This window comes from Pseudomonas pisciculturae (assembly GCF_015461805.1).
Classification (GTDB): domain Bacteria; phylum Pseudomonadota; class Gammaproteobacteria; order Pseudomonadales; family Pseudomonadaceae; genus Aquipseudomonas; species Aquipseudomonas pisciculturae.
The window spans coordinates 1-23,068 of record NZ_JACVZE010000003.1; the positions used below are offsets into that span (position 1 = coordinate 1).

The 23,068-nt window shown below is 61.0% G+C and carries 23 protein-coding genes; 12 read left to right on the forward strand and 11 right to left on the reverse strand.

Annotated features, from left to right (window positions below):
• Both ICY20_RS09130 and ICY20_RS09135 read right to left on the reverse strand, forming a co-directional pair.
• A partial coding sequence (locus ICY20_RS09130) for a transposase (RefSeq protein ID WP_194937326.1) occupies positions 1–125 on the reverse strand: 125 nt, incomplete at its 3' end.
• Positions 126–304: 179 nt separating this feature from the next.
• The gene (locus ICY20_RS09135) at positions 305–1,390 is read right to left on the reverse strand and encodes a calcium:proton antiporter (RefSeq protein ID WP_159962888.1); all 1,086 of its coding nucleotides are present in this window, start codon (positions 1,388–1,390) and stop codon (positions 305–307) included.
• Positions 1,391–1,583: 193 nt separating this feature from the next.
• Here ICY20_RS09135 and ICY20_RS09140 point away from each other — a divergent pair, with 193 nt between their 5' ends.
• The gene (locus tag ICY20_RS09140) at positions 1,584–2,537 is read left to right on the forward strand and encodes an adenosine deaminase (protein ID WP_159962889.1); all 954 of its coding nucleotides are present in this window, start codon (positions 1,584–1,586) and stop codon (positions 2,535–2,537) included.
• Between the two features lie 136 nt (positions 2,538–2,673).
• Here ICY20_RS09140 and ICY20_RS09145 read toward each other — a convergent pair whose 3' ends face one another.
• The 3 genes from ICY20_RS09145 to ICY20_RS09155 form a co-directional block, all read right to left on the reverse strand.
• Entirely contained in the window at positions 2,674–4,044 is a 1,371-nt protein-coding gene (locus ICY20_RS09145) for an MFS transporter (protein ID WP_159962890.1), read from the reverse strand.
• Positions 4,045–4,149: 105 nt separating this feature from the next.
• Positions 4,150–4,845, reverse strand: coding sequence for an ArsR/SmtB family transcription factor (locus ICY20_RS09150; protein WP_159962891.1), 696 nt, complete (start codon positions 4,843–4,845; stop codon positions 4,150–4,152).
• 134 nt (positions 4,846–4,979) lie between these two features.
• Positions 4,980–5,909: a LysR family transcriptional regulator gene (locus ICY20_RS09155; RefSeq protein WP_194937327.1), complete on the reverse strand. Its 930-nt coding sequence runs from the start codon at positions 5,907–5,909 to the stop codon at positions 4,980–4,982.
• A 118-nt stretch (positions 5,910–6,027) separates the two neighbouring features.
• Here ICY20_RS09155 and ICY20_RS09160 point away from each other — a divergent pair, with 118 nt between their 5' ends.
• From ICY20_RS09160 to ICY20_RS09170, 3 genes are all read left to right on the forward strand, one after another.
• Entirely contained in the window at positions 6,028–6,321 is a 294-nt protein-coding gene (locus ICY20_RS09160; RefSeq protein ID WP_159962893.1) for a putative quinol monooxygenase, read from the forward strand.
• A 23-nt stretch (positions 6,322–6,344) separates the two neighbouring features.
• Entirely contained in the window at positions 6,345–7,358 is a 1,014-nt protein-coding gene (locus tag ICY20_RS09165) for a zinc-binding alcohol dehydrogenase family protein (protein ID WP_159962894.1), read from the forward strand.
• Between the two features lie 145 nt (positions 7,359–7,503).
• Complete coding sequence (locus tag ICY20_RS09170) at positions 7,504–7,677, forward strand: hypothetical protein (RefSeq protein ID WP_194937328.1); 174 nt, start codon at positions 7,504–7,506, stop codon at positions 7,675–7,677.
• 7 nt (positions 7,678–7,684) lie between these two features.
• Here ICY20_RS09170 and ICY20_RS09175 read toward each other — a convergent pair whose 3' ends face one another.
• Both ICY20_RS09175 and ICY20_RS09180 read right to left on the reverse strand, forming a co-directional pair.
• Positions 7,685–8,878: a Bcr/CflA family multidrug efflux MFS transporter gene (locus ICY20_RS09175; protein WP_159962895.1), complete on the reverse strand. Its 1,194-nt coding sequence runs from the start codon at positions 8,876–8,878 to the stop codon at positions 7,685–7,687.
• Between the two features lie 85 nt (positions 8,879–8,963).
• Positions 8,964–9,155: a heavy-metal-associated domain-containing protein gene (locus ICY20_RS09180; RefSeq protein WP_159962896.1), complete on the reverse strand. Its 192-nt coding sequence runs from the start codon at positions 9,153–9,155 to the stop codon at positions 8,964–8,966.
• A 147-nt stretch (positions 9,156–9,302) separates the two neighbouring features.
• On the opposite strand from ICY20_RS09180, the gene ICY20_RS09185 reads away from it, so the two are divergent.
• From ICY20_RS09185 to cueR, 3 genes are all read left to right on the forward strand, one after another.
• Positions 9,303–9,683 (forward strand): hypothetical protein, encoded by a 381-nt coding sequence (locus ICY20_RS09185; RefSeq protein ID WP_159962897.1) that lies wholly within the window; start codon positions 9,303–9,305, stop codon positions 9,681–9,683.
• A gap of 66 nt (positions 9,684–9,749) precedes the next feature.
• Positions 9,750–11,951: a heavy metal translocating P-type ATPase gene (locus ICY20_RS09190; protein ID WP_194937329.1), complete on the forward strand. Its 2,202-nt coding sequence runs from the start codon at positions 9,750–9,752 to the stop codon at positions 11,949–11,951.
• Positions 11,948–12,349, forward strand: a complete 402-nt coding sequence (gene cueR, locus ICY20_RS09195; protein ID WP_159962899.1) for a Cu(I)-responsive transcriptional regulator — start codon at positions 11,948–11,950, stop codon at positions 12,347–12,349. The genes ICY20_RS09190 and cueR overlap by 4 nt, the downstream gene beginning before the upstream one ends.
• A 161-nt stretch (positions 12,350–12,510) precedes the next feature.
• Here cueR and ICY20_RS09200 read toward each other — a convergent pair whose 3' ends face one another.
• Complete coding sequence (locus ICY20_RS09200; RefSeq protein WP_159962900.1) at positions 12,511–13,410, reverse strand: PA4780 family RIO1-like protein kinase; 900 nt, start codon at positions 13,408–13,410, stop codon at positions 12,511–12,513.
• Positions 13,411–13,534: 124 nt separating this feature from the next.
• Entirely contained in the window at positions 13,535–14,812 is a 1,278-nt protein-coding gene (locus ICY20_RS09205) for an acetyl-CoA C-acetyltransferase (protein WP_159962901.1), read from the reverse strand.
• A 113-nt stretch (positions 14,813–14,925) separates the two neighbouring features.
• Here ICY20_RS09205 and ICY20_RS09210 point away from each other — a divergent pair, with 113 nt between their 5' ends.
• From ICY20_RS09210 to ICY20_RS09225, 4 genes are all read left to right on the forward strand, one after another.
• Positions 14,926–16,269 carry a 3-oxoacyl-ACP reductase gene (locus ICY20_RS09210; RefSeq protein WP_194937330.1) on the forward strand — a complete coding sequence of 448 codons (1,344 nt, stop codon included), beginning with the start codon at positions 14,926–14,928 and terminating at the stop codon, positions 16,267–16,269.
• Positions 16,270–16,271: 2 nt separating this feature from the next.
• Positions 16,272–17,120 (forward strand): MaoC family dehydratase, encoded by an 849-nt coding sequence (locus tag ICY20_RS09215; RefSeq protein WP_159962903.1) that lies wholly within the window; start codon positions 16,272–16,274, stop codon positions 17,118–17,120.
• A gap of 302 nt (positions 17,121–17,422) precedes the next feature.
• On the forward strand, positions 17,423–18,898 hold the full coding sequence (locus ICY20_RS09220) for a collagen-like triple helix repeat-containing protein (RefSeq protein ID WP_194937331.1): 1,476 nt from the start codon (positions 17,423–17,425) through the stop codon (positions 18,896–18,898).
• A 183-nt stretch (positions 18,899–19,081) separates the two neighbouring features.
• A complete protein-coding gene (locus tag ICY20_RS09225) occupies positions 19,082–20,764 on the forward strand; it encodes a ShlB/FhaC/HecB family hemolysin secretion/activation protein (protein WP_194937332.1) in 1,683 nt (560 codons plus the stop codon).
• Positions 20,765–21,117: 353 nt separating this feature from the next.
• Here ICY20_RS09225 and ICY20_RS09230 read toward each other — a convergent pair whose 3' ends face one another.
• Positions 21,118–21,522 (reverse strand): response regulator, encoded by a 405-nt coding sequence (locus ICY20_RS09230; RefSeq protein ID WP_194937333.1) that lies wholly within the window; start codon positions 21,520–21,522, stop codon positions 21,118–21,120.
• A 53-nt stretch (positions 21,523–21,575) separates the two neighbouring features.
• On the reverse strand, positions 21,576–21,773 hold the full coding sequence (locus ICY20_RS09235) for a Flp family type IVb pilin (RefSeq protein WP_194937334.1): 198 nt from the start codon (positions 21,771–21,773) through the stop codon (positions 21,576–21,578).
• 334 nt (positions 21,774–22,107) lie between these two features.
• Between ICY20_RS09235 and cpaB the strand changes: the two genes are divergently transcribed.
• On the forward strand, positions 22,108–23,052 hold the full coding sequence (gene cpaB / locus ICY20_RS09240) for a Flp pilus assembly protein CpaB (RefSeq protein WP_194937335.1): 945 nt from the start codon (positions 22,108–22,110) through the stop codon (positions 23,050–23,052).
• Positions 23,053–23,068 lie beyond the last annotated feature (16 nt).

Sequence of the window (23,068 nt, forward strand, 5' to 3'; positions counted from 1 at the left end):
ACCCAGCGGCGCAGGGCCGTGGGACCAATATCCAAGCTGGCACAGACTTCAGGAACTGGCTGCTCCTCATCGAGCACCATACTGGCTGCCTTGAGTTTGAATTCACTGGAATAAGATTTGCGCATATTCAAAACACCTCAAATTTAGGCGCCATCATAGCGCCCGATTAAAGTGTCCAAAATCATTAGGCCAGATCAGCTTGCCCCCGATGAGGGAGTGTCAGTCGGCATATGTACCGCCTGGCACACCGCTATCGGGGGCAAGCCCCCTCCCACACTGCGCCCCATTGAGGTCAAAAATTGGGTTACAGACCGAGTAACGACAACATAATGAAGGTCGCAAACAACACAAAATGCGTCATCCCCTCGATGGCATTGGTCTCACCGTCGTTGAGGTTGATCGCACTCACAATCAGCGTAATAAACACCATCACCGTTTGCACCGGCGTCATCGCCATCTGGAACGGCTGGCCGGTATAGAGCGCCATCGCCTCCATCACCGGCACCGTCAGGATCACCGTCGACAACGACGCACCCAGCGCAATATTGACCACCGACTGCATACGGTTGGCCAACGCCGCACGTAGCGCCGTCAAGATCTCCGGCGCCGCCGAAATGGCTGCCACCACAATCGCCGTGATCACCGGCGGTGCGCCCGTCCCTTCAAGGCCCAGGTCCAGCGTCTTGGACATCACCTCGGCCAGTGCGCCAATCACAATCACGCCAAATACCAGCGTTCCAATAGAGAACGCCAGATTGATAGACGGCGCTTCTTCCGACGGTTTCTTACCGCGCTTCTCTGGGTAGTTGTAACTGAAGAAGTAACTGTGGGGCCCCACCTGCATGCGCAGGAACAAGGTGTACAGCACCACCATCGCGCCAATGGTGAAGGCCGAGTAAATTTTCCAGTCAGCCTCGGGGATGAATTCCGGCACCACCATCGACACGCCCATGGCGGTGAGGATCATCACGCTGTAGCTGCGCGCTGAATCATCGTTGTAAGACTGTTCGCCATGCTTGATACCCCCCATCAGCGCAGCCAGGCCAAGGATGCCGTTGATATCGAGCATCACCGCCGAATAAATCGTGTCGCGCACCAAGGTAGGCGACGGTTCGTTGCTCATCATGATCGCCAATATCACCACTTCCACAAGCACGGCGGCCAAGGTGAGAATCATGGTGCCGTAGGGGTCGCCGACCTTTTCCGCCAGTTGCTCAGCGTGATGCGCCACGCGCATCGAGGCGATCACGATGAACACGATCAGCGTCACTCCACCGAGCAGCGCCACGCCCTGCCCGCTGTTGAGCATCCAGTGTTCCAGCGGGTACGCGGCGATGGCTGCAATCAGCGCCAGCAGCATGAATTTTTCTTGCTTAAGGGATGTGAGCATTCCGGGCCTTATCAAACAGCAAATCAGTCATTGATGAGGTACAGACTACGGCGTGCCGCTAACGTTTCGTTACACCTTAGTTCACGCCGCCATTGCGCGAATGCAACAAAAACGATCCTGCTGGTCAGGTTTTACCGATTATTTCGGCCATGGCCTGTAGAATGCCGCCATTGCACCTGATGAGATTTTAGACATGTACGATTGGCTCAACGCCCTGCCCAAGGCTGAACTGCACCTGCACCTGGAGGGTTCGCTGGAGCCTGAGTTGCTGTTTGCCCTGGCCGAACGCAACAAAATTGCGCTGCCGTGGAACGACGTCGAAACCCTGCGCAAGGCCTACGCCTTCAACAACCTGCAAGAGTTTCTCGACCTGTACTACAAGGGCGCCGATGTGCTGCGCACCTCCCAGGATTTCTACGACCTGACCTGGGCCTACCTGCTGCGCTGCAAAGAACAGAACGTGATCCACACCGAACCGTTCTTCGACCCGCAAACCCACACCGACCGTGGCATCCCATTCGAAGTGGTGCTCAACGGCATCGCCGCGGCACTTAAAGATGGCGAGCAGAAGTTGGGCATCACCAGCGGTTTGATCCTCAGCTTCCTGCGCCACTTGAGCGAAGCCGAAGCCGAGAAAACCCTCGACCAGGCGCTGCCGTTCCGTGATGCGTTCGTGGCCGTAGGCCTGGACAGTTCCGAGATGGGTCACCCGCCGAGCAAGTTCCAGCGCGTATTCGACCGTGCCCGTCACGAAGGCTTCCTCACCGTGGCGCACGCCGGCGAAGAAGGCCCGCCCGAGTACATCTGGGAAGCCATCGACCTGCTGAAAATCCAGCGTATCGACCATGGCGTGCGCGCTATCGAAGATGAGCGCTTGATGCAGCGCATCATCGACGAGCAGATCCCGCTGACCGTGTGCCCGCTGTCCAACACCAAGCTGTGCGTGTTCGACGATATGGCCCAGCACAACATCCTCGACATGCTTGAGCGAGGTGTGAAAGTCACGGTGAACTCCGATGACCCGGCGTACTTCGGCGGTTATGTCACCGAGAACTTCCATGCGCTGTACACCAGCCTGGGCATGACCCAGGACCAGGCCAAACGCCTGGCGCAGAACAGCCTGGATGCAAGGCTCGTAAAGCCATAACCCGCACTCACTGAATGAATGCAGGCTAAATGTGGGAGTGGGCTTGCCCGCGATGGCGATGGATCAGTCAGCTTCAATGTCGACTGTTAAATCGCCATCGCGGGCAAGCCCGGCTCCCACACTGACCTCACCGGCCTTAAGCCTGAGTCAATTCTTCCAGCGTCTTACCCTTCGTCTCCATCCCAAACACCCACACCACCACAGCCGCTACCGCAAAACACAGCGCCCCCAAGGCAAACACCCCGCCCTGCCCGGTAATCGGGAACACCAACCCCGTCACCAACGGCCCCAGCAAAGAACCGACCCGGCCAATCGCCGAAGCAAACCCCGAGCCCGTCGCCCGCGCCGATGTGGGGTACAACTCAGGCGTGTAGGTGTACAGCACCGCCCACATGCCAAACAAAAAGAACTGCATCAACAAGCCTGACGTAATCAGCAGGCCAACGTTGCCGCCAAACACCGCACTCTGCCCATAAAGAAACGCCATCACCCCGCCGCCAAGCAACGTCACGACGCACACCGGTTTACGCCCCCACCGCTCCACCAGCCAGGCCGCCATCAAGAAGCCGGGGATCCCACCGAGGGAAATGATCACCGTGTAATACACCGACTGCGTCACGGCAAAACCCGACTGCTGCAACAGCGCGCTCAACCACGAGGTCAGCCCGTAGAAGCCGAGCAAAGCAAAGAACCACACACTCCAAATCATCATCGTGCGCTGGCGATACTGCGGCGACCACAGTTGCTGAAATGCCGAGAAGAACGTCCCCGGCGTGCTCTCCACCCGAGGCAGGCGAATCGGCTCCGGCAAGTCGGCTTGGCCTGTCGAGTGGCGAACCCTCTGCTCGATACCCAGCAATACCTTATCGGCCGCTTCATGCCGCCCGGCCTGTTCCAGCCAGCGTGGTGACTCCGGGATAAAAAAACGGATCGCCAGTACAAACACGGCCGGTACCGCCAACACCAGGAAGATGTCGCGCCAGCCAATTACCGGTAACAGGAAGTAAGACAACACCCCCGCCGCCACAAAGCCCAGCGGCCAGAAGCCATCCATCAAAGCGATATAGCGCCCGCGCCCCTTGGCTGGAATCAACTCCGAGAGCATCGACTGCGCAATCGGAAACTCCATGCCCATGCCAATGCCCAACAAAATGCGAAACAGCGTCAACGTCTCCACCGTCTGCGCGGTGGAACACAGGTAACTGGCGATGCCCCACAACACGATGCTCCACTGGAACACCGGCTTGCGCCCGAAGCGATCGGCGAGCATCCCAGACAGGGACGCGCCCACCACCATGCCGAAAAAGCTCGAACTGGCCAGTAACCCAGCCTGGGCCGTGCTTAAACCAAACTCGGTTTTGATCGACCCCAGGAGGAACGTCATCATCGCCAGGTCCATGGAGTCGAAGAAAAACGCCAAGGCGATGATGATAAAGATCACGCGGTGGTAGCCGCTGATGGGCAACCGTTCCAGCCGCTCTGCTGCGCTATAGCCTTGCATACCCATGCCGCACCCCCAGTGTGAAAAAACCCCTCGGCGAGTGTGCGGCATCGTTTTGCCGGGTTATTGCTGGATGCGACCTGATTAAAACTCTGAGCGACGCCACTGAAGCTAGGGTTGCTCGATCGCAGCCAATCGTGAGATTTCCACCTGCCCGAGATCGTGAACCACCAAGGCCCGGGAGTCGCTGACCACACTGACCCAGTTCGACTGCAAAAAAAGCTGCAGCAACCCGGCACCCAGCGCTCCGCCCAGGTGCGGGTATTGCTGACTCCAGTCGAAACAGTCACACACCAACGGCGTAGCCAGCGCCTGGGTAAAAATGCCCAGGCTCGCTAAATGCTGCGCCCCCTTAAGCGTGACTTCGGTGCGATGCTCATGGTGTTCGATCCATCCTGTCGCCAGCATTCGCTCGTACAGCCCTGCCGCCAGCTCCCCACCGAGATGGCCGTGGCACAAGCGAGCACGACGCAATGACAGCGGCGCGGCCAAAGGCGACAGTAAAACGTGCGGCGTGCGGCGTACCGCACTGGCAACGGTGGTGGTGGCCAAGGCATCGATGGCCGCGCTGACATCCGGGGCTGCCACGCGAAACAGCCGCTGACCACGCCGGCCTTCGGTGCGCAGCAAGCCGCTACCTGTCAGCCGGGCCAGATGCGCATTGGCCGATGCCAGCGTCAGCCCGGCGAGGCTCGCCAGGTCCTCCGACGACTTGGCCGAACCGTCCATCAAGGACCAGAGCATGGCGGTGCGTTTGGGGTCGGCCAGTAAGCTGGCGATCTGACTGATGCAAGGTGCTTCTTCCATCTATTCACTCCCTGTTAAGTCACTTGTTTGCTGTGATTAGCGTCGAAGTATAGGAGTGCAAACAGCCGGTTCCGCGTGGTCCTACAGCGCAGAGATGGACAGCAATTGAGTGAAACTTCCGTTTGTTCGTGAGGCTACTGGCCAGCGCTCAACCGCTCCGGCAACTGCGCACTCAAGGTCGCACAGCAGGACACGAGCATTTCCCGCAGCAGGTTGATGGGTTTGCTCAACTGCGCGCGATGGGCGCACAGCAGGTTGAGCGGCGTACGCTCGCCGCGCAGCTCGGGCAGGATCAGGCGCAGACGCCCCGCCAGCACATCGCTGCTCACATCCAGCCAGGACTTATAGGCTATGCCCACACCGGCCACTGCCCAGCGGCGCACCACATCGGCATCATCGCTGAAACGGTCGCCGCTGACCGTCAGGCTGACTTCTCGCTTGCCGTCGTGAAAGGTCCAGTGATCGTGGACACGGCTGCCGAGCATATAAAGCAGGCAATTGTGTTGGGCCAATTGCTCCAGGTGCCGAGGCTCGCCGTGGCGTGCAAGGTAACCTGGCGCAGCACACAGCACGCGCACGTTTTGTGGGGCCACGGGCAGCGCGATCAGGCTTGAGTCCTCGGGCTCGCCGTAGCGCAGGGCGATGTCTACCGGTTGGCGAAACAGGTCGGCAATGCGGTCGCCCAGTAACAAGCGCACGGAGAGTTGCGGGTACTCGCGCTGAAACTCATCCAACCAGGGCAATAGTTGATTGCGGCCAAAGTCCGAAGGGGCCGACAGTTGCAGCACACCGCTGACATGATCCTGGCCGCTGGCCAATAAACGCCGCCCCTCATCCAGCGAGCTCAGTGCTGCGCGGGCATATTCCAGGAACCCTTCACCTTCAGCCGTCAGGCGCAAGCTGCGGGTGGATCGCGCCAACAGGCGAGCGCCCAATTGTTGCTCGATGCGCTTCAACGCGGCGCTGGCCACAGCCGGCGACAAGTCCATCACCCGCGCCGCGGCCGACAGGCTGCCCAAGTCGGCGGCGCGTACAAACAACTGCAAATCATCAAAACGCAGCATGCATTCCTGCTCATTATCAAAATTTCATTGAAACAGCCCTCTGTTTTAGCCGCTTTTATCTTCATGGGAAATAGCCAATCATCTGCCCATCCCGTTCATCACGTGTCTGGAGTTGAATATGACCACCGCCTTTAACGTCATTGCCACGCTGATCGCCAAACCCGGTCAACAGGCCACCTTGGAAACCCTGCTGCGCGGCCTGCTGGAACCTACCCGCCTTGAAGCCGGTTGTGAGCAATACGACCTGCACCAAGACCTGCAACACCCAGAGACCTTCTACATGCTCGAACGCTGGAGCGACGACGCAGCCCTGGCCGACCATGACCAGAGCGCGCATATCCAGAGTTTCCGCACCAAGGCCGCCGACGTCATCGAACACTTCGAACTCAAGCGCCTGACATTTCTTGCCTGATCACCGCCTTTTTTGGAGCCCTCATGAAAGCCATTGCCTACTACGCGTCACTGCCGATCAACGACCCAGCGGCCCTGCAAGACATCGAACTGCCGGAGCCGGTTGCCGGCCCCCGCGACCTGTTGGTGGAAGTCAAAGCCATCTCGGTCAACCCGGTGGATACCAAGGTGCGCCAGAACGTCGCCCCTGAAAACGGCGCCGCCAAAGTGCTGGGCTGGGACGTCGCGGGCGTGGTCAAGGCCGTCGGCAGCGACGTGACCCTGTTCAAGGCCGGCGACAAGGTGTTCTATGCCGGCTCCCTGGTACGCCCAGGAGGCAACAGCGAACTGCACACCGTGGACGAACGCATCGTCGGCCATATGCCCAAAAGCCTCGGTTTTGCCGAAGCCGCCGCACTGCCTCTCACGGCCATCACCGCCTGGGAGCTATTGTTTGAGCGCCTGCAAGTACGTGAGGGTAAAGAGGATGAAGGCCAGAGCCTGCTGATCGTCGGCGCCGCCGGCGGCGTGGGTTCGATCCTGACCCAACTGGCAGCCCAGCTCACGGCACTCAAAGTGATTGGCACCGCCTCGCGCCCCGAAACCCAGGAATGGGCCAAGGCGTTGGGCGCAGACCTGGTGATCGACCACAGCCAACCGCTGAGCGAAGCGCTGAAAAACGCCGGCCACCCACAGGTCACCCACGTCGCCAGCCTGACCCAAACCGACCATCACCTGGACCAGTTGGTGGAGGCCCTGCAACCCCAAGGCAAGCTGGCACTGATCGACGACCCCAAGGCGTTGGACGTGAGCAAGCTCAAGCGCAAAAGCCTGTCGCTGCATTGGGAGTTCATGTACACCCGTTCGATGTTCGAAACGCCGGACATGATCGAGCAGCACAACCTGCTCAATCGCGTCGCCGAACTGATCGACGCCGGCACCTTGAAAACCACGGTAGGCGAGCACTTTGGCGTGATCAATGCGGCCAACCTGCGCCGTGCCCACACGCTGCTGGAAAGCGGCAAGGCCAAGGGCAAGATCGTGCTGGAAGGGTTCTGAACAACGCCTGTAGGTGTCGTCGATTATTCCTGTGAGTAATGGACGACACCATTAGTCCGAGAGTTGACCTTCGTCATCTTTATGGGGGGATTCAGGTTTATATTGGCCGCCTTTGCCACGATTCTTTTACGTGAGGAAGTCAGCAATGAAGATCCTGATAAAAGCGTTAGCAAAATCCCAGTGGGAAGTCCGGCTCGATCAAAAGGCCATTACTTTCCACACCGAGGCCGAGGCGCGCGCCTTTGTCGACACGCTGCAAGCCCGTATCCAGGCCCCCCATCGCTTTCCCGTCAACCAGCAACGTTGCGCCGCTGGCTGACTGCCCCCTAGACCTTCGCCTGCGCGGCCCTCGCCCGTTGCAGGCGCTGGGTCGATACCGCAAACGTCACGGCTAATACACCGCACAGGCTGATCACCATGGCCATCGGCATCGCCGTGCCATCGTGCAATACCCCCACCAATGAAGCAGCCCCCGCTGCCACGCCGAACTGGATGCAACCGAGCAGCGCCGAAGCGCTACCGGCCCGTGCACCCTGCCCGCTCATGGCGCACGCCGACGTGTTGGGCAAGATGCAGCCCAGGCTGGCAATGCAGATAAACAACGGCACCAGCAATGGCCACAACGCATTAGTGCGCAACGCCGCAATGCCAAGTAACGTCGTCGCCGCCAACAGATACACCCACACGCTGCGCGACAGCAGAAACGCCGGCCCACGCTTGGCAAGCAACCGCGCATTCACCTGCGCCACCAGGATAAAACCCGCCGCATTGGAACCGAACAGCCAACCGTAATGCTCGGCGGGCACGCCGTAGAGCTGGATAAACACGAACGGGGAACCGGCGATATAGGCAAACATCCCGGCAATCGAAATACCGCCGGTCAGCGCATAACCGAGATAAACCCGATCAGACAGCAGCGCTCCGTAGCGACGCAGCGAGCCAGACAACGGCTGGCGCGGCTGATGGGCCGGAAAGGTTTCCGGCAAGCCGACCGCCACGGCAATCGCGGCCATGACGCTGAAAAGCGTCAGCACCAGAAAGATCGACTGCCAGCCCCACAGCCCCACCATCACCCCACCGGCCAGCGGCGCAAGGATCGGCGCCAAGCCCGTCACCAGCATCAGTTGGGAGAACACCTTGGCCGAGCCCACCGCATCACATTTATCGCTGACCACCGCACGGGAGATCACCATGCCCGCGCAACCGCCCAAGGCCTGTACGAAACGTGCGCCGATCAGCCATTCCAACGACGGCGCGAAGGCGCAGGCAAAGGACGCCAATGTGAATAGGGTCACACCACTGAGCAGCGGGCCGCGCCGACCAAAGCGGTCTGCCAACGGGCCGTAGATCAACTGGCCGATGGCCAAACCGGCGAAATACACCGCCAGGGTCAACTGGATATGTTTTTCATCGGTGCCAAAAGCAGTCGCCATCGCCGGGAAGCCCGGCAAGTAAAAGTCGATCGCCAACGGCGCAAAAGCGCTCAAGGCACCCAAAATCAGAATTATGCGCAGGTTCATCAGGCACCCAAGTCAGTCGGCAGCCCGACAGTCTAGCCGCGCTTGGGGGCCTTGAACATTAAGTTAGCTCGCTAACTATTAAAAATCAGACGACGGTGTAGCCTTCTTCGCGGATCAGGTCGGCGATGACCTCGGGGCTCAGTTGGCTTTGTACACTGACTTGCTTGGCGGCGAGGTCCACCTTCACGTCGGCGGCCGGGTCCTGGCTCTGCACGGCCTGGGTCACGGCCCGAACACAATGGCCGCAGGTCATTCCTTCAACGCTGAATACTTGCATGACATGACTCCTTTGATGAGGTTGAACACACTCTCGACCTTGCCACGATGGCAAGGTCAAGTTCTGTAATCTTCGGCCGGGCTGGTATTCGGCGGCATCAAAGGCCAAGCTTGACCCATCTTGGATATAAACCATGGAGCATTCGCCATGCGCTGGTCGTTTTTTGCCCTTACGGGCTTGATGAGCTTGTCTGCCGTTGCGCCACAGGCCTTCGCCGCAGAAGACTATGCGGTGCTGATCATTTCCCGCGAGCGCCTCGAAGTACTCACCAACTGCGAGATCGGCCTGTACCTCAATGACCAGTTGGCAGGCCGGCTGTTCCAAGAGCAAGCCACCTCGTTCAACTTGCCGGCAGGCAACATGTCGCTGCGTTTGAAGCTACTGCCAGGTCAAGCCCCAGGTTGTCTGCCGGGGTTACTGGCGCCGCCCGCTCAGAACATCACCCTCAAGGCCGGTGATGTGCGCAAGTTGCGCATCGCCCAGGGCCCGGACGGCATGTATCTCAAAGCCGCCGCGCTGGAATACTGAACAGGCTTGACCTTACCCACAGGTCAAGGTTGATCCTAGGGGCAACGTCTTCTGGAGGACTGCCCCATGAATGGATCAACCACCTTTGACCTGCCCATCAGCGGCATGACCTGCGCCAGCTGTGCCGGCCGGGTCGAGCGCGCGCTGGGCAAGGTGCCGGGGGTGCAAAGCGTCAGCGTCAACCTGGCCAACGAACGCGCCCACGTTGAAGTGCTGGGCCAGATGGACCCCAGCGTGCTGATCGCCGCCGTCGACAAGGCCGGCTACACCGCCACTCTGCCCCAAACCGAAACCGCCACCGATGCAACCCAGGCACGGCGCCTGCACCGCGAACGCTGGTCGCTGCTGCTGGCCATTGCGCTGGCACTGCCGTTGGTGCTGCCGATGCTGGTGGAACCCTTTGGCCTGCACTGGATGCTGCCGGCGTGGGTGCAGTTCGCCCTGGCCACCCCCGTGCAATTTATCTTGGGTGCCCGCTTTTATATCGCCGCCTGGAAAGCCGTGCGCGCCGGTGCAGGCAATATGGACCTGCTGGTCGCCATCGGCACCAGCGCCGGTTACGGCCTGAGCATTTATGAATGGCTCACCGCCCACCCTGGCATGGCGCCGCACCTGTATTTCGAAGCATCGGCCGTGGTGATCGCCCTGGTGTTGCTGGGCAAATACCTGGAAAGCCGCGCCAAGCGCCAGACCGCCAGCGCCATTCGCGCCCTGGAAGCCTTACGCCCGGAGCGGGCGATTCGGGTTATTGAAGGCCGCGAAGAAGAGGTCGCCATCCAGGTACTGACGTTGGGCGACCTGGTCATGGTCAAACCCGGCGAACGTTTCCCCGTGGACGGTGAAGTGGTCGAAGGCCAGAGCCACGCCGACGAAGCGCTGATCAGCGGCGAAAGCCTGCCGGTGCCAAAACAGCCGGGGGACAAGGTCACCGGTGGCGCCATCAACGGCGAAGGTCGCCTGCTGGTGCGCACCACCGCCCTGGGCGCCGAAAGCGTACTGGCGCGGATCATCCGCCTGGTGGAAGACGCACAAGCGGCCAAGGCACCGATCCAAAAACTGGTGGATAAGGTCAGTCAGGTGTTCGTTCCAGCCGTGCTGGTCATTGCACTGATCACCCTGGTGGGCTGGTGGTTGTACGGTGCATCACTTGAAACCGCGATCATCAACGCCGTCGCGGTGCTGGTGATCGCCTGCCCCTGCGCCCTGGGCCTGGCCACGCCAACCGCGATCATGGCCGGCACCGGCGTCGCCGCACGCTACGGCATCCTGATCAAGGACGCCGAAGCCCTGGAGCGCGCCCATGAAGTCAGCGCCGTGGTGTTCGACAAGACCGGCACCCTCACCTCTGGCACACCGAAGATCGCCCACCTTGTCGCGGTGGATGGTAACGAGGCCCTGCTGTTGCAACAGGCTGGCGCGTTGCAACGGGGCAGTGAACACCCGCTGGCCAAGGCGGTGCTGGATGCGTGCCGCGAACAAGGGCTTAGCGTGGCCGATGTGAGCGCGAGTCAGTCCCTGACCGGGCGCGGCATTGCCGGCACCCTCGACGGGCGGCCACTGGCCCTGGGCAACCGCCGCCTGCTGGAAGAAAGCGGCCTGAGCGCCGGCGACCTGGCCGCATCGGCCAAGGACTGGGAGGCCGAAGGCCGCACGTTGTCGTGGCTGATCGAACAAGACCCGCAACCGCGGGTACTGGGGCTGTTCGCGTTTGGCGATACCCTCAAGCCCGGCGCATTGGAAGCGCTGGATCAACTCAAGGCCCAACACATCAGCAGCCACCTGCTCACCGGTGACAATCGCGGCAGCGCTCGTGTGGTCGCCCTCGCACTGGGTATCGACGATGTGCACGCCGAAGTGCTGCCCGCCGACAAAGCCGCCACTGTCGCCGAATTGAAAAAAACCGGCGTGGTGGCCATGGTGGGCGACGGCATCAACGACGCCCCGGCCCTGGCCGCTGCCGACATCGGCATCGCCATGGGCGGCGGCACCGACGTGGCCATGCACGCCGCAGGCATCACCCTGATGCGCGGCGACCCGCGCCTGGTGCCGGCTGCGCTGGAGATCAGCCGCAAGACCTACGCAAAAATCCGCCAGAATCTGTTCTGGGCCTTTGTGTATAACTTGATCGGCATCCCCCTGGCGGCCTTCGGCCTGCTCAACCCGGTATTGGCGGGCGCAGCAATGGCCTTGTCCAGCGTCAGTGTGGTGAGCAATGCTTTGCTGCTCAAAACCTGGAAACCCAAGGATCTGGAGGATCAACGCCCATGAACATCGGCCAAGCCGCACGTCAAAGCGGGCTGAGCGCCAAGATGATTCGCTACTACGAATCCATCGGCCTGCTCAAAGCCGCCCACCGCACCGACAGCGGTTACCGCGTCTACGGCGCGGATGATTTGCACACCCTGGCGTTTATCAAGCGTTCGCGGGACTTGGGCTTTTCATTGGAGGAGGTCGGCAAACTGCTGACCCTGTGGCAAGACCGGCAACGGGCCAGCGCCGACGTGAAAGCCTTGGCACGCCAACATATCGAGGCGTTGAACCAGAAGATCCTGGAGCTGGGGCAATTGCGCGATACGTTGCAGGATTTGGTGGAGCACTGTCAGGGCGATGATCGGCCGGACTGCCCGATTCTCAAGGAGTTGGCGTCGGGGAGTTGCTGCGCCTGAAGAAATCTATCTGAATACATTCAAAACCAAATGTGGGAGGGGGCTTGCTCCCGATAGTGGTGGGTCAGTTAGCTTAACTCCAACTGACCCACTGCTATCGGGAGCAAGCCCCCTCCCACATTTTGATCTCCACCAACTTTAGATCTGAGTTGGCCTAGAGATCACTGCATCCACGGCGGTGGCGGCGGCTCATCGGGTACTTTGCTCTGCGGCGCATCATCCGCTGCCCGAATCGCCTGGCGACGCTCTTCATCCAGCCGCGCCGCTTCGATCTCGCGTATCACACCGCCCACGTCCGCCAGTTCTTCCGGCTCATCGAACTCACCGGTCAACACGCTGGCCGGGTGCAGAGTGCCGGCTTCGTACAGCGCCCACATTTCCTTGGCGTACTTGGTCTTCTTCAGCTCCGGGGCAAAGCGCCCGAAGTAGGAAGCCATGTTACCCACATCCCGCTCCAGCATGCTGAAGGCGTGGTTGTTGCCCGCCGCATCTACCGCCTGCGGCAGGTCGATGATCACCGGGCCGGTTGGCGTGAGCAGTACGTTGAACTCGGACAAGTCACCGTGCACCAGGCCGGTACACAGCATCAGCACGATCTGGGAAATCAGGAAAGCGTGGTATTCGCGCGCCTGATCCGGCTCCAGCGTCACATCGTTCAGACGCGGCGCCGCATCGCCATACTCGTCGGCCACCAGTTCCATCAACAGCACGCCTTCCAGGAAGTCGAACGGCTGGGGCACGCGAACGCCCGCACCGGCCAGGCGGAACAGCGCCGCCACTTCGGCGTTCTGCCAGGCATCTTCGGTTTCTTTCTTACCGAACTTGGAGCCCTTGGCCATGGCCCGGGCCTGGCGGCTGTTACGCACCTTCCGGCCTTCCTGGTATTCGGACGCCTGACGAAAACTTCGTTTGTTCGCCTCCTTGTAAACCTTGGCGCAACGCAATTCATTGCCGCAGCGCACCACATAAACAGCTGCTTCTTTACCACTCATGAGTGGGCGCAGCACTTCGTCGACCAGACCGTCTTCGATCAGGGGTTCAATGCGTTTAGGAGTCTTCATCAGCTTTTATTGTGGGTCCTTTATTACCAAATACGCGTATGGCACTCGTTATACGGCAATCGGCTCGCCGGTGGGAGAGGCTACCGACCGTTGATTGCTTAAGAATGCATCCAATATGCCAGTTTCAACGCTCAATGATCGCTGTAACACCCTGGCCGCCCGCTGCGCAGATCGAAATCAGCCCGCGGCCCTTGCCTGCTGCATCCAACAATTTGGCCAGATTGGCGACGATACGCCCACCGGTGGCCGCAAAGGGGTGCCCGGCGGCCAGGGAACTGCCCTTCACATTCAAGCGGCTGCGGTCGATGGTGCCCAATGGTGCATCCAGGCCCAAGCGCGTCTTGCAGTAGTCCGCATCCTCCCAGGCTTTGAGCGTGCACAACACTTGGGCGGCGAAGGCTTCGTGGATCTCGTAGTAATCGAAGTCTTGCAGCGTCAGACCATTCCTCGCCAACAGACGCGGCACCGCATACACCGGCGCCATCAGCAGGCCTTCGGCACCGTTGACGAAATCCACCGCGGCCGCTTCGCCATCGCGCAAGTAGGCCAGAATCGGTAAGCCCCGCTCTTTGGCCCACGCTTCACTGCCCAACAGTACCAGCGACGCACCATCGGTGAGCGGCGTGGAGTTGCCGGCGGTAAGCGTGCCCTTTTCGCTGCGCTCAAAGGCGGGTTTGAGGGCGGCGAGCTTTTCCAGGGTCAGGTCCGGGCGCAGGTTGTTGTCTCGGGTGAGCCCCAGGAACGGCGTGAGCAAGTCGTTGTGCCAGCCTTCGGCGTACGCGGCAGCCATTTTCTGATGGCTCTCCAGGGCCAACTGGTCCTGTTCGGCGCGGGGGATCTGCCAAGTCTGCGCCATCAATTCGCAATGCTGGCCCATGGACAAGCCTGTACGAGGCTCACCGTTGCGCGGCAGCTCTGGCTTGAGGTGATGGGGGCGAAGTTGTAACAGCAGTTTTAATTTATCCCCCAGGGATTTGCTGCGGTTGGCTTGCAGCAAAATCTTGCGTAGCCCTTCATTGACGCCAATCGGTGCGTCGGAGGTGGTGTCTACCCCGCCAGCAATGCCGCACTCGATCTGGCCCAGGGCAATCTTGTTGGCCACCAGCAGCGCCGCCTCCAGCCCGGTGCCGCACGCCTGCTGAATGTCATAGGCCGGTGTTTGCGGCGACAGCCGCGAGCCGAGTACGCATTCACGGGTCAGGTTGAAGTCGCGCGAATGCTTGAGCACCGCGCCTGCGGCCACCTCGCCGATGCGCAGGCCGTGCAGGTTGTAGCGCTCGATCAAGCCTTCCAGCGCCGCCGTCAGCATCGCCTGGTTGCTCGCGGTGGCATACGGGCCATTGGAGCGGGCAAACGGAATACGGTTACCGCCGATGATCGCTACGCGGCGCAATTGAGTCATGGAAAGCTCCCTGAAGGTTGTGGGTGGAATCATCCAGCCTAGCCTAGGCTGATCGAACGACTACCGCCCAGGGGTGGTCAACCCTTTGAACCCCAGCCTTCGGAGAGCGTTCCATGTCTGACCGTTATATCGACTTCGCCAACTCAAGCCTCGGCCATCGCCTGGTCGCCGCCATTGGCCTGCCGTCACCGGTACGCCTGGAACGCTGGCAGGCCGGGCGCCTGCGCCCGGTAGACGGCGCGCTGCTGCTGGGCGGCGGAGCACTGACCGCCAAGGTGCAGGCGTTTGCCCACAAACTCACCGACGCCACTTACACCTATGGCGCCGAGGGCTCGACCTGGATTCCCGGCCACGGCCCCAAGCTAAAGGCGGTGGTATTTGATGCCAGCGACTTGCAGCACACCGACCAACTCAAGCAACTGCGCGAGTTCTTCCAGCCTTTGCTGAAAAACCTGGATAACAGCGCGCACCTGGTGATTCTTGGCCGTGCGCCAGAGAGTCTCAGCGATCCGTTCGCCGCCAGCGCCCAGCGTGCCCTCGAAGGGTTCAGCCGCTCGCTGGCCAAAGAGCTGCGCAACGGTGGAGTGCTGCAACTGCTCTACGTGGGCGACGGCGCCGACGATCAGTTGGAAGGCGCGCTGCGTTTCTTCCTCTCGCCAAAAAGCGCTTACATCAGCGGCCAGGTCATTCGTTTGCAAGCCTGCGCCACCCCGGTCGAGGACTGGACTCGACCCCTGGCCGGGCGCAAGGCGCTGGTCACCGGCGCCGCCCGTGGCATCGGCGCGTCCATTGCCGAAACCCTGGCCCGCGACGGTGCCGACGTGATCCTGCTGGATGTGCCCCAAGCCAAGACCGACCTCGAAGCCCTCGCCGCGCGCCTCGGTGCCCGCACTGTTGTGCTGGATATCTGCGCCGAAGACGCCGCCAGCCAGTTGATCGAACACCTGCCCGACGGCCTCGACATTCTGGTGCACAACGCCGGTATCACCCGCGACAAAACCCTGGCCAACATGACCCCGGAATATTGGGACGCCGTACTGGCCGTCAACCTGAATGCGCCACAGGTATTGACCAAGGCGCTGCTCGACAGCGGCACCCTGCATGACAACGCCCGTGTGGTGTTGCTGGCCTCCATCAGCGGCATTGCCGGCAACCGTGGGCAAACCAATTACGCCGCGAGCAAGGCCGGTTTGGTTGGCCTCGCACAGGCCTGGGCGCCGCTGCTCCACGCGCGTGGCATCAGCATCAACGCCGTGGCCCCTGGGTTTATCGAAACTCAGATGACTGCGCACATTCCCTTCGCCCTGCGAGAGGCCGGGCGCCGCATGAGTTCTCTGGGCCAGGGTGGTTTGCCCCAGGACGTCGCCGAAGCGGTGGCCTGGCTCGGCCAACCCGGCAGCGGCGCCGTCAGCGGGCAAGCGCTGCGAGTGTGCGGGCAAAGTCTTTTGGGAGCTTGAGCATGGAATGGCAAACATTAGGCAGCGCACCGTCTTTGCCGCCGCTGTATTGGCGTGCGGCGCTCAAGCGCAAGATCACCGGCAACACCTTGCCCGACCGCGGCTTGCGCTGCCGGGTACACATCAACCCCAAGGACGTGGCGGCGTATCGCAAGGTCTGCGGGTTTGCCGACAGCCCCATGCTGCCGGCGACCTATCCGCATATCCTCGCGTTCGGCTTGCAGATGCAACTGCTCACCGACAAAAGCTTCCCCTTCCCACTGCTAGGGTTGATCCACCTGAGCAATCGCATCCGCATTTATCGCCCCCTCGGGAGTGTGAGCGAGCTCAGCCTCGCGGTGCACGTGCAAAACCTCAAGCCGCACCCCAAGGGCGCGACGTTCGACCTGGTGACCACCGCCGAAGATAGCCTCGGCCTGCTGTGGGAAGCCGAGAGCCGCATGCTATGCCGTGGCGTGAAGCTCGAAGGCGACGCCACGGAGGATGTACAGCCCACCCCCACCCACGTCAGTGAACTGACCCGCTGGCCTGCCCCGGCTGATATCGGCCGTCGTTATGCCCGGGTGTCCGGCGACTACAATCCGATTCACCTCAGCGCCCTCACCGCCAAGCTGTTCGGGTTCCCGCAAGCCATCGCCCATGGGCTGTGGAACAAGGCGCATACCCTCGCCGCGCTGGGCGAGCACTTGCCCGCCGCCAATATCGAAATTGCCGTTGAGTTTCGCAAGCCCGTACGCCTGCCCAGTGAAGTCAGGTTATTGGCCAGCGCGGCCGGTTCCAGCGGCGAGTTATTGCTCAAAGGCACCGGTGAGATTGAACATATGGTAGGCAAATGGCAGCCGATCGCGTGAAATGAACTGGTTAATTGTATATATACACCCTAAGTAATAGCGGGCTTTTAGAAGCCCGCTATTTTATTCAAGCTACTGATTTTAAACATATATATATCTTGATACATCCTTCCCTTACACCGTTGGTATTAACCGTAAAGCCCCGATATACCGCCAGTATATAAATCGTTAATACCAAGTTGAGAATGGTGAGCAAACGCGCCCGGGTTTCTGATGACCTCACGGACAAACACATCGCGGCCCCTAGAAGTAGCGAGTGTTTGAAGACAACCAAGGTTGTACAGGTGCAAGGAATTCACATCATGAAAACTCAATTCGTGTTTTGGAAAGCAAGTAGCACATTGGCCCTGGCAATAGCCCTGACACTCAGCGGCTGCAGCAGCGGTGGTGGCGGGCATAGCAGCGGTGGTTCTTCTGGCGGCGGCACTTCCGGCACAGACAGCGTCGACCCAGGCACCACCTCATCCCCTCTGGTTACCGCCGCCGTGGTCGACACGGCCGGCGACACTGTGAGCACCCTCAGCACCACCGTGCGCAGCCTGGGCACCACGCTCGGCAGCCTGCCCATTGTTGGCGCCACCGCTGGCGGCCTGGTGACTGCGACCGGCAACGCAGTCGGCAGCATCGGCACCGGCTTGTCTGAAGGTTTGGGCACGCTGGGGACCGACAGCAATGCGTTGGGCAAAACCGTCGCTGGCGTCGCCAACGGTGTTTCGGACCTGGGCGATGGCGTGACCGTCACCGGTTCAAACGTCGCCACCCTGCTCGGCCAAGTCCCTGTCGTCGGCACCGCTGCACCCGCCGTGGGCCAAGTGGTCGGCAAAGTCGGCAACGTAGTGACCATGCTCGGCGACACCCTCAGCACCGCCAGCACTACCGGCCCGTTGGGCTCGGTCACCAACACCGTTGGCGCGAAAGTGTTGGTGCCGGTTGTATCCCTGGTCGAGAACACCACCGGTAAAGTCGGCACTGCAACCGGCCTGGACAGCCCGGTCGGCGGCCTGCTGGAAAAAGTCGGCGCTACCGTTGACGGGCTGGGCGATAAAGTCGCCAGCGCCGGTGGCACCAACAACCCGGTGACCGGCGCCGTGGGCGACGTGCTCAACGGTGTAGGCACCGTGGTCGGCAAGGCCAGCGGTTATGTTGACCCTTCGGCCGACGGCAGCGGTGGCAGCGGCAGCGGTTCGGGCGGCAGCACCGATCAACTGGGCCTGGCTGAACTCATCGGCGGCGTGATCTCTGGCGCCGGCAACGGTTTGGACGCAGGCAGCACCAATGGTGTAGTCAGCGCAACCGGCGTCACTGGCACCAAAGCTGGCAGCACCGTGGCCTCCCTGGGCACCCTTCTGGGCGGCAGCGGCGTACCCAACACCGCAGCGGGCGCCCCACTTGGCCAAGTGACCAGCACCCTCGGCAATGCCCTCAACCCTGTCACCAGCGGCGTCGCCAGCCTGACCCAAAACGTCGGCAACGCCACTGGCCTGGGCGCCCCGGTCAACGGCCTGGTCACTCAGGTAGGCGGTGCGGTCAGCAACCTCGGCGGCGCCATCAGCGGCACCAATGCCAACCCGGTCACCAACGCTCTGGGCGGCACCGTCACCGCAGTCGGCGGCACCGTAGCCTCCATCGGCGGCCTGGTCACCGGCGGCACCAGCACCGGCGGTGGTTTGCTCGGTGGCGGCCTGAGCCTGGGGGGTAGCGCATCTGCCTCCGCCGGTGCAGGTGCCACTGCCAACGGGGGTCTGCTGGGCGGTCTGCTCGGCGGCCTGAAAAAATAGAATTGCACCTGGCCGATTAGACGGCCTCACCTACAGCGCCTACGCTTGGTTGAGACGAGAGACCTAATAAGCCTCTCGTCTTTTTTATGGGCGAATGAAACGCCCAGAAAACCCCGAACCGCGCCCCCAGAGCCCGGCGGGCATCTGCGAAACGCTGCTGCAGTTTTGACCATGGAGTGTCCTATGCGCGCTTTGACGCCGTTGTTGTTGCTCACCCTCAGTACCTACGCTTACGCCGACACCCTACCCAGCTTCCTCAATAGCAACGACACCATCCGCACCCTGCCGGTGCCCAACCTGCCCGCCGATGCCTACCGCCCGGTCGCCCCGCAAACCCAACTGCCCACGCCCGCCGCCACCGACGCCCAACCCTTGCTGATGGGCACCAAAGTCACCATCCGCAAACTGCAGATCGACGGCGGTACGGTCTACCCGCTCAAAGAGATGGCCAAGGCGTTCGAACCGTTGATTGGCCATGAGACAGACCTGGCGCAACTGATCGAAGCCACCCGCAGCATCACTCGGCGCTATCAGGAGGACGGTTACCTGCTGTCCTACGCCTTCCTACCGGAGCAAAAATTCGAGGGCGGCCTGGTGCAGGTGGTGTTGGTGGAGGGCTATATCCGCGATTACCAACTGCAAGGCGATATCGGTTCGGTCTCGGCCTACGTCGACAAACTGGCCGAAAAACTCAAGGCTGAACGCCCGCTCACCCGTAAGACCTTCGAGCGTTACACCACCTTGATGAGCGCGATCCCCGGCGTCACCTTGCAGGCCCAGGTGCCACCGCCCGGCACCACCGACGGCGGCACCCATATGCAGATCACCGCCAGCCGCAAGCCGTTTACCACCAGCATGAGCCTCACCGAGTCCAGCCGTGGCAGCACCCAGGCGCTGCTCACCGGCACCAGCAATTCGCAGACCTCGATGGGCGAGCAGTTGAGCATCAGCGGCCTGTTCCCGCCAGGGGATGACAAAGAGCATTACTACCGCGCGGCCTACAGCCAATTCATCAATAGCGAAGGCACCCAGCTCGTACTCTCTGGCGAACGCTACCGCGCCGACCCCAGCACCAGCCTGCAACTGGGCGATGGCTTGGAGCTCAAGCAACACCAATCCATCGACCGTTACTCCATCGGTGTCACCCACCCCTTTATTGCCTCGCCCACCGAGTCGTTGACACTGGGCTCGCGCCTCTACGCCGTCGACCAGACCAACCGCTACAAAGTCGAAGGCCTCCCGCAACGGCCAGAACTGGAAACCAATCTGCGCGCCCTCGCGTTCGAAAGCGACTGGCGCAAGGCCGACACCACCCAACTGCGTATCCTCAGCGCTGGGGTGTACCAAGGCATCAATGGCATGGGCGCCAAGACTCACAACGATTTTGGCGGGTCCAAGCCCGACCTGGACTTCTTCCGGGTGCGCCTCTCCGGCGTGCAGAGCAACAAGCTGTTCGATAACTGGCAAGGCGTGCTCTCGGGCGCGTTGTACTGGAGCGATGACAACCTGCCCGACAGCGAGCACGCCACCTTCGGCGGGCAAAACTTCGGCCGAGGCTACCCCGATGACCAAGGCTCTGGCGACAAGGGCTGGGGCGTGGCCTATGAGGTCAACTACAGCTACAACCGCTCGGGCGATTGGGTGAGGGTCTTGCAACCCTACGTGGTCTTCGACCGCGCCAAGACCTGGTACAACGAGCTCCCCATCAAAGGCAACGACATGTCCTCGGCAGCAGTGGGCCTGCGCTTTGGCGACGCGAAGTACTACAACATTGCGCTGGAAGCGGCCAAGCCGATGTCGGATGTGGCGCAGGACAACTTCGATCGTCGGCCGCGCTACTCAGTGAGCTTCAGCTACCAACTGTAGTGAGCGGGCTTGCCCCGCGCTGGGCGGCGAAGCCGCCCCAACAAAGCCGCTGCGGTATTTCAAAAAGACCGCAGCGCCTGGTTTTGGGGCCCTGCGCGGGCATAGGTATCTACACAACTTTGAGCAGTGCGCTGAGTCTGTGGCGAGGGAGCTTGCTCCCGTGACGGCCTGTCGGCCTGGCGAGTTCTACCAGGTGTATACCGGCTCAACGGTGGGAGCTGTCGAGCTTTAGCGAGGCTGCGAAGGCGGCGGCATTGGCGATAGAAATGTTGTGCCTGAACCACCGCCATCGCAGGCAAGCCAGCTCCCACAGTTGATTGCATTTCAACAGGATGGGAGCGGTGCGCCCACGGTCAGTAACGGGGTTTGGCGAGGGGGAAGAGGCTGTTCAGCGTATCGATCAGCCGCACGAGGTAGATGGGTTTTCGAAACAGATCAAGCACCTGCAAGCGCAGCATGTCGCTCACATCATCCATCTCGGCATGGCCTGACATCACAATCACCGGCAGGTGCGCGCGGTCGGTGTGTTCGCGCAGGCGCTTGATCAAGGAGATACCGCTCTCCTCGGGCATGCGCAGGTCGGTGATGATCAGGGCGATGTCGGGGTTGAGTGTTAACTCCTGTAGCGCGTCAGTGACAGAGGGGGCGGTAAAACACACAAATCCCTCGTTTTCGAGGGATTCGGCGAGTTCGATCAGGGCGTCCTCTTCGTCGTCCACCAATAAAATTTGTTGGCGGCTACCCGAAGCGTGAGTCATAACACCTACCTAATGCCCAAAGTTGCCGGATAGTTAACGGATAGCCCATCAAATCAAGCCGCCGCCGGTAACGCATCAGATACTTGCTGGAAGACGCCTTTAATTTTATCGCCCAGCCCTGTACCAAACCCAATAATGACCAACGCGACAATAGCCACAATAATCACGTATTCGATGGCTGAGGCCCCGTCTCTACGACGGAAGAACAATTGTGTCTGAATGTACATATTTAAGATCAGGTCAAGGAACATGGATACTTCTCCCTAATTCGACGCAGAGTGCCGGTCTAGCCGGCCCGCACAGGATTGCCGCGTGCTAAGTGAGCATTGTCAACAAAGTGCCACCTCACAACTGTAATAACGGATTAATGCCAAAGTATTAGTCGCAAAGTTGACGCCATAAAACCCGGCACGGCGAAGGCTTTATTAAAGTTCACATAAATTTTCAACCGGCTAATGGCGTTTTGTCCTAGCTGGGCTACCTTCAAATAGCGAAATGGTTAGATGTTCATTGCAGGCCAGTTGCGCAGTAGTTCGTTTGGATTAATTGACGGGCAAGTAATGCAACGGGAAAGGGAGAGCCGTCATGAACAGTCGCGTCAGCATGGTTATTGCCGGCTTGCTGTTGATCGGAGCATTGATCGCCGGGTATTGGGGGTTGGTATTGAGCCGCCCACCTGCGCCCGTCGCTGTTCCTGTCGTTGCGCCGACGGCGACTGTGGAAAAAACCCTCGCCGCCGTAGAAGATCAAACGCGCCTGCCGGTCATTGTGCTGGTGCGTGACGTACCCGCCTTCACTGCGCTTACCGCCGGCGATGTGGCCGTTGAAAGACTGCGTACCGTGCCGGCGGGGAGCCTGACCAGCGTGGAGCAGGCCATCGGCCGTATGCCCCTGCGCAACCTGGCGGCAGGCGCCTGGCTCAATGAAGAAACCTTCAGCGCCGGCGGCCCGCTGGCCCGCATGATCCGCCCCGAAGAACGTGCCCTGGCTGTTGCGGTGGATGAGGTGATCGGCGCCGGTGGTCAACTGAGCCCGGGCGATTACGTCGATGTGTTGTTATTCCTGCGGCGCGACGTCGATAACACCGAGCAATCGGCGCAGATTGTCGTCCCCGCCATCCGCGTGTTGGCCGTGGGTGAGCAACTGGGCCTGGCCAATGACGGCACCCCCGCCGCACCGCCGCCGGCCACTGTCGAGGAGCGCGCGCAGGCCGCCCAACGCCGAGCAGCGGCCCGCAGCGTCGTACTGGCCGTGCCCGAGCCCCTGTTGAGCCGACTGATGCTTGCCGCGCAAGCGGGTGCGCTGCGCCTGGCGGTACGCAGTGCCGATGAAAAACTGCTCAGCCGCTACTGGGCGGGTGAAAGCAACGCCCCGGACAAGGTGCAGAACACCAATCGCGACCTTTACCAGTTCACCCAACTGGCACTGACAACCCCACCCAAAGCCGTCGCCCCCAGAGTTGCCGAAGGTGGCAAACCACGCGGCATCGAAGTGATTCGCGGCGCCGGCGCGACCCAACAGACCCCCTGATTGAACAAGGATGCAC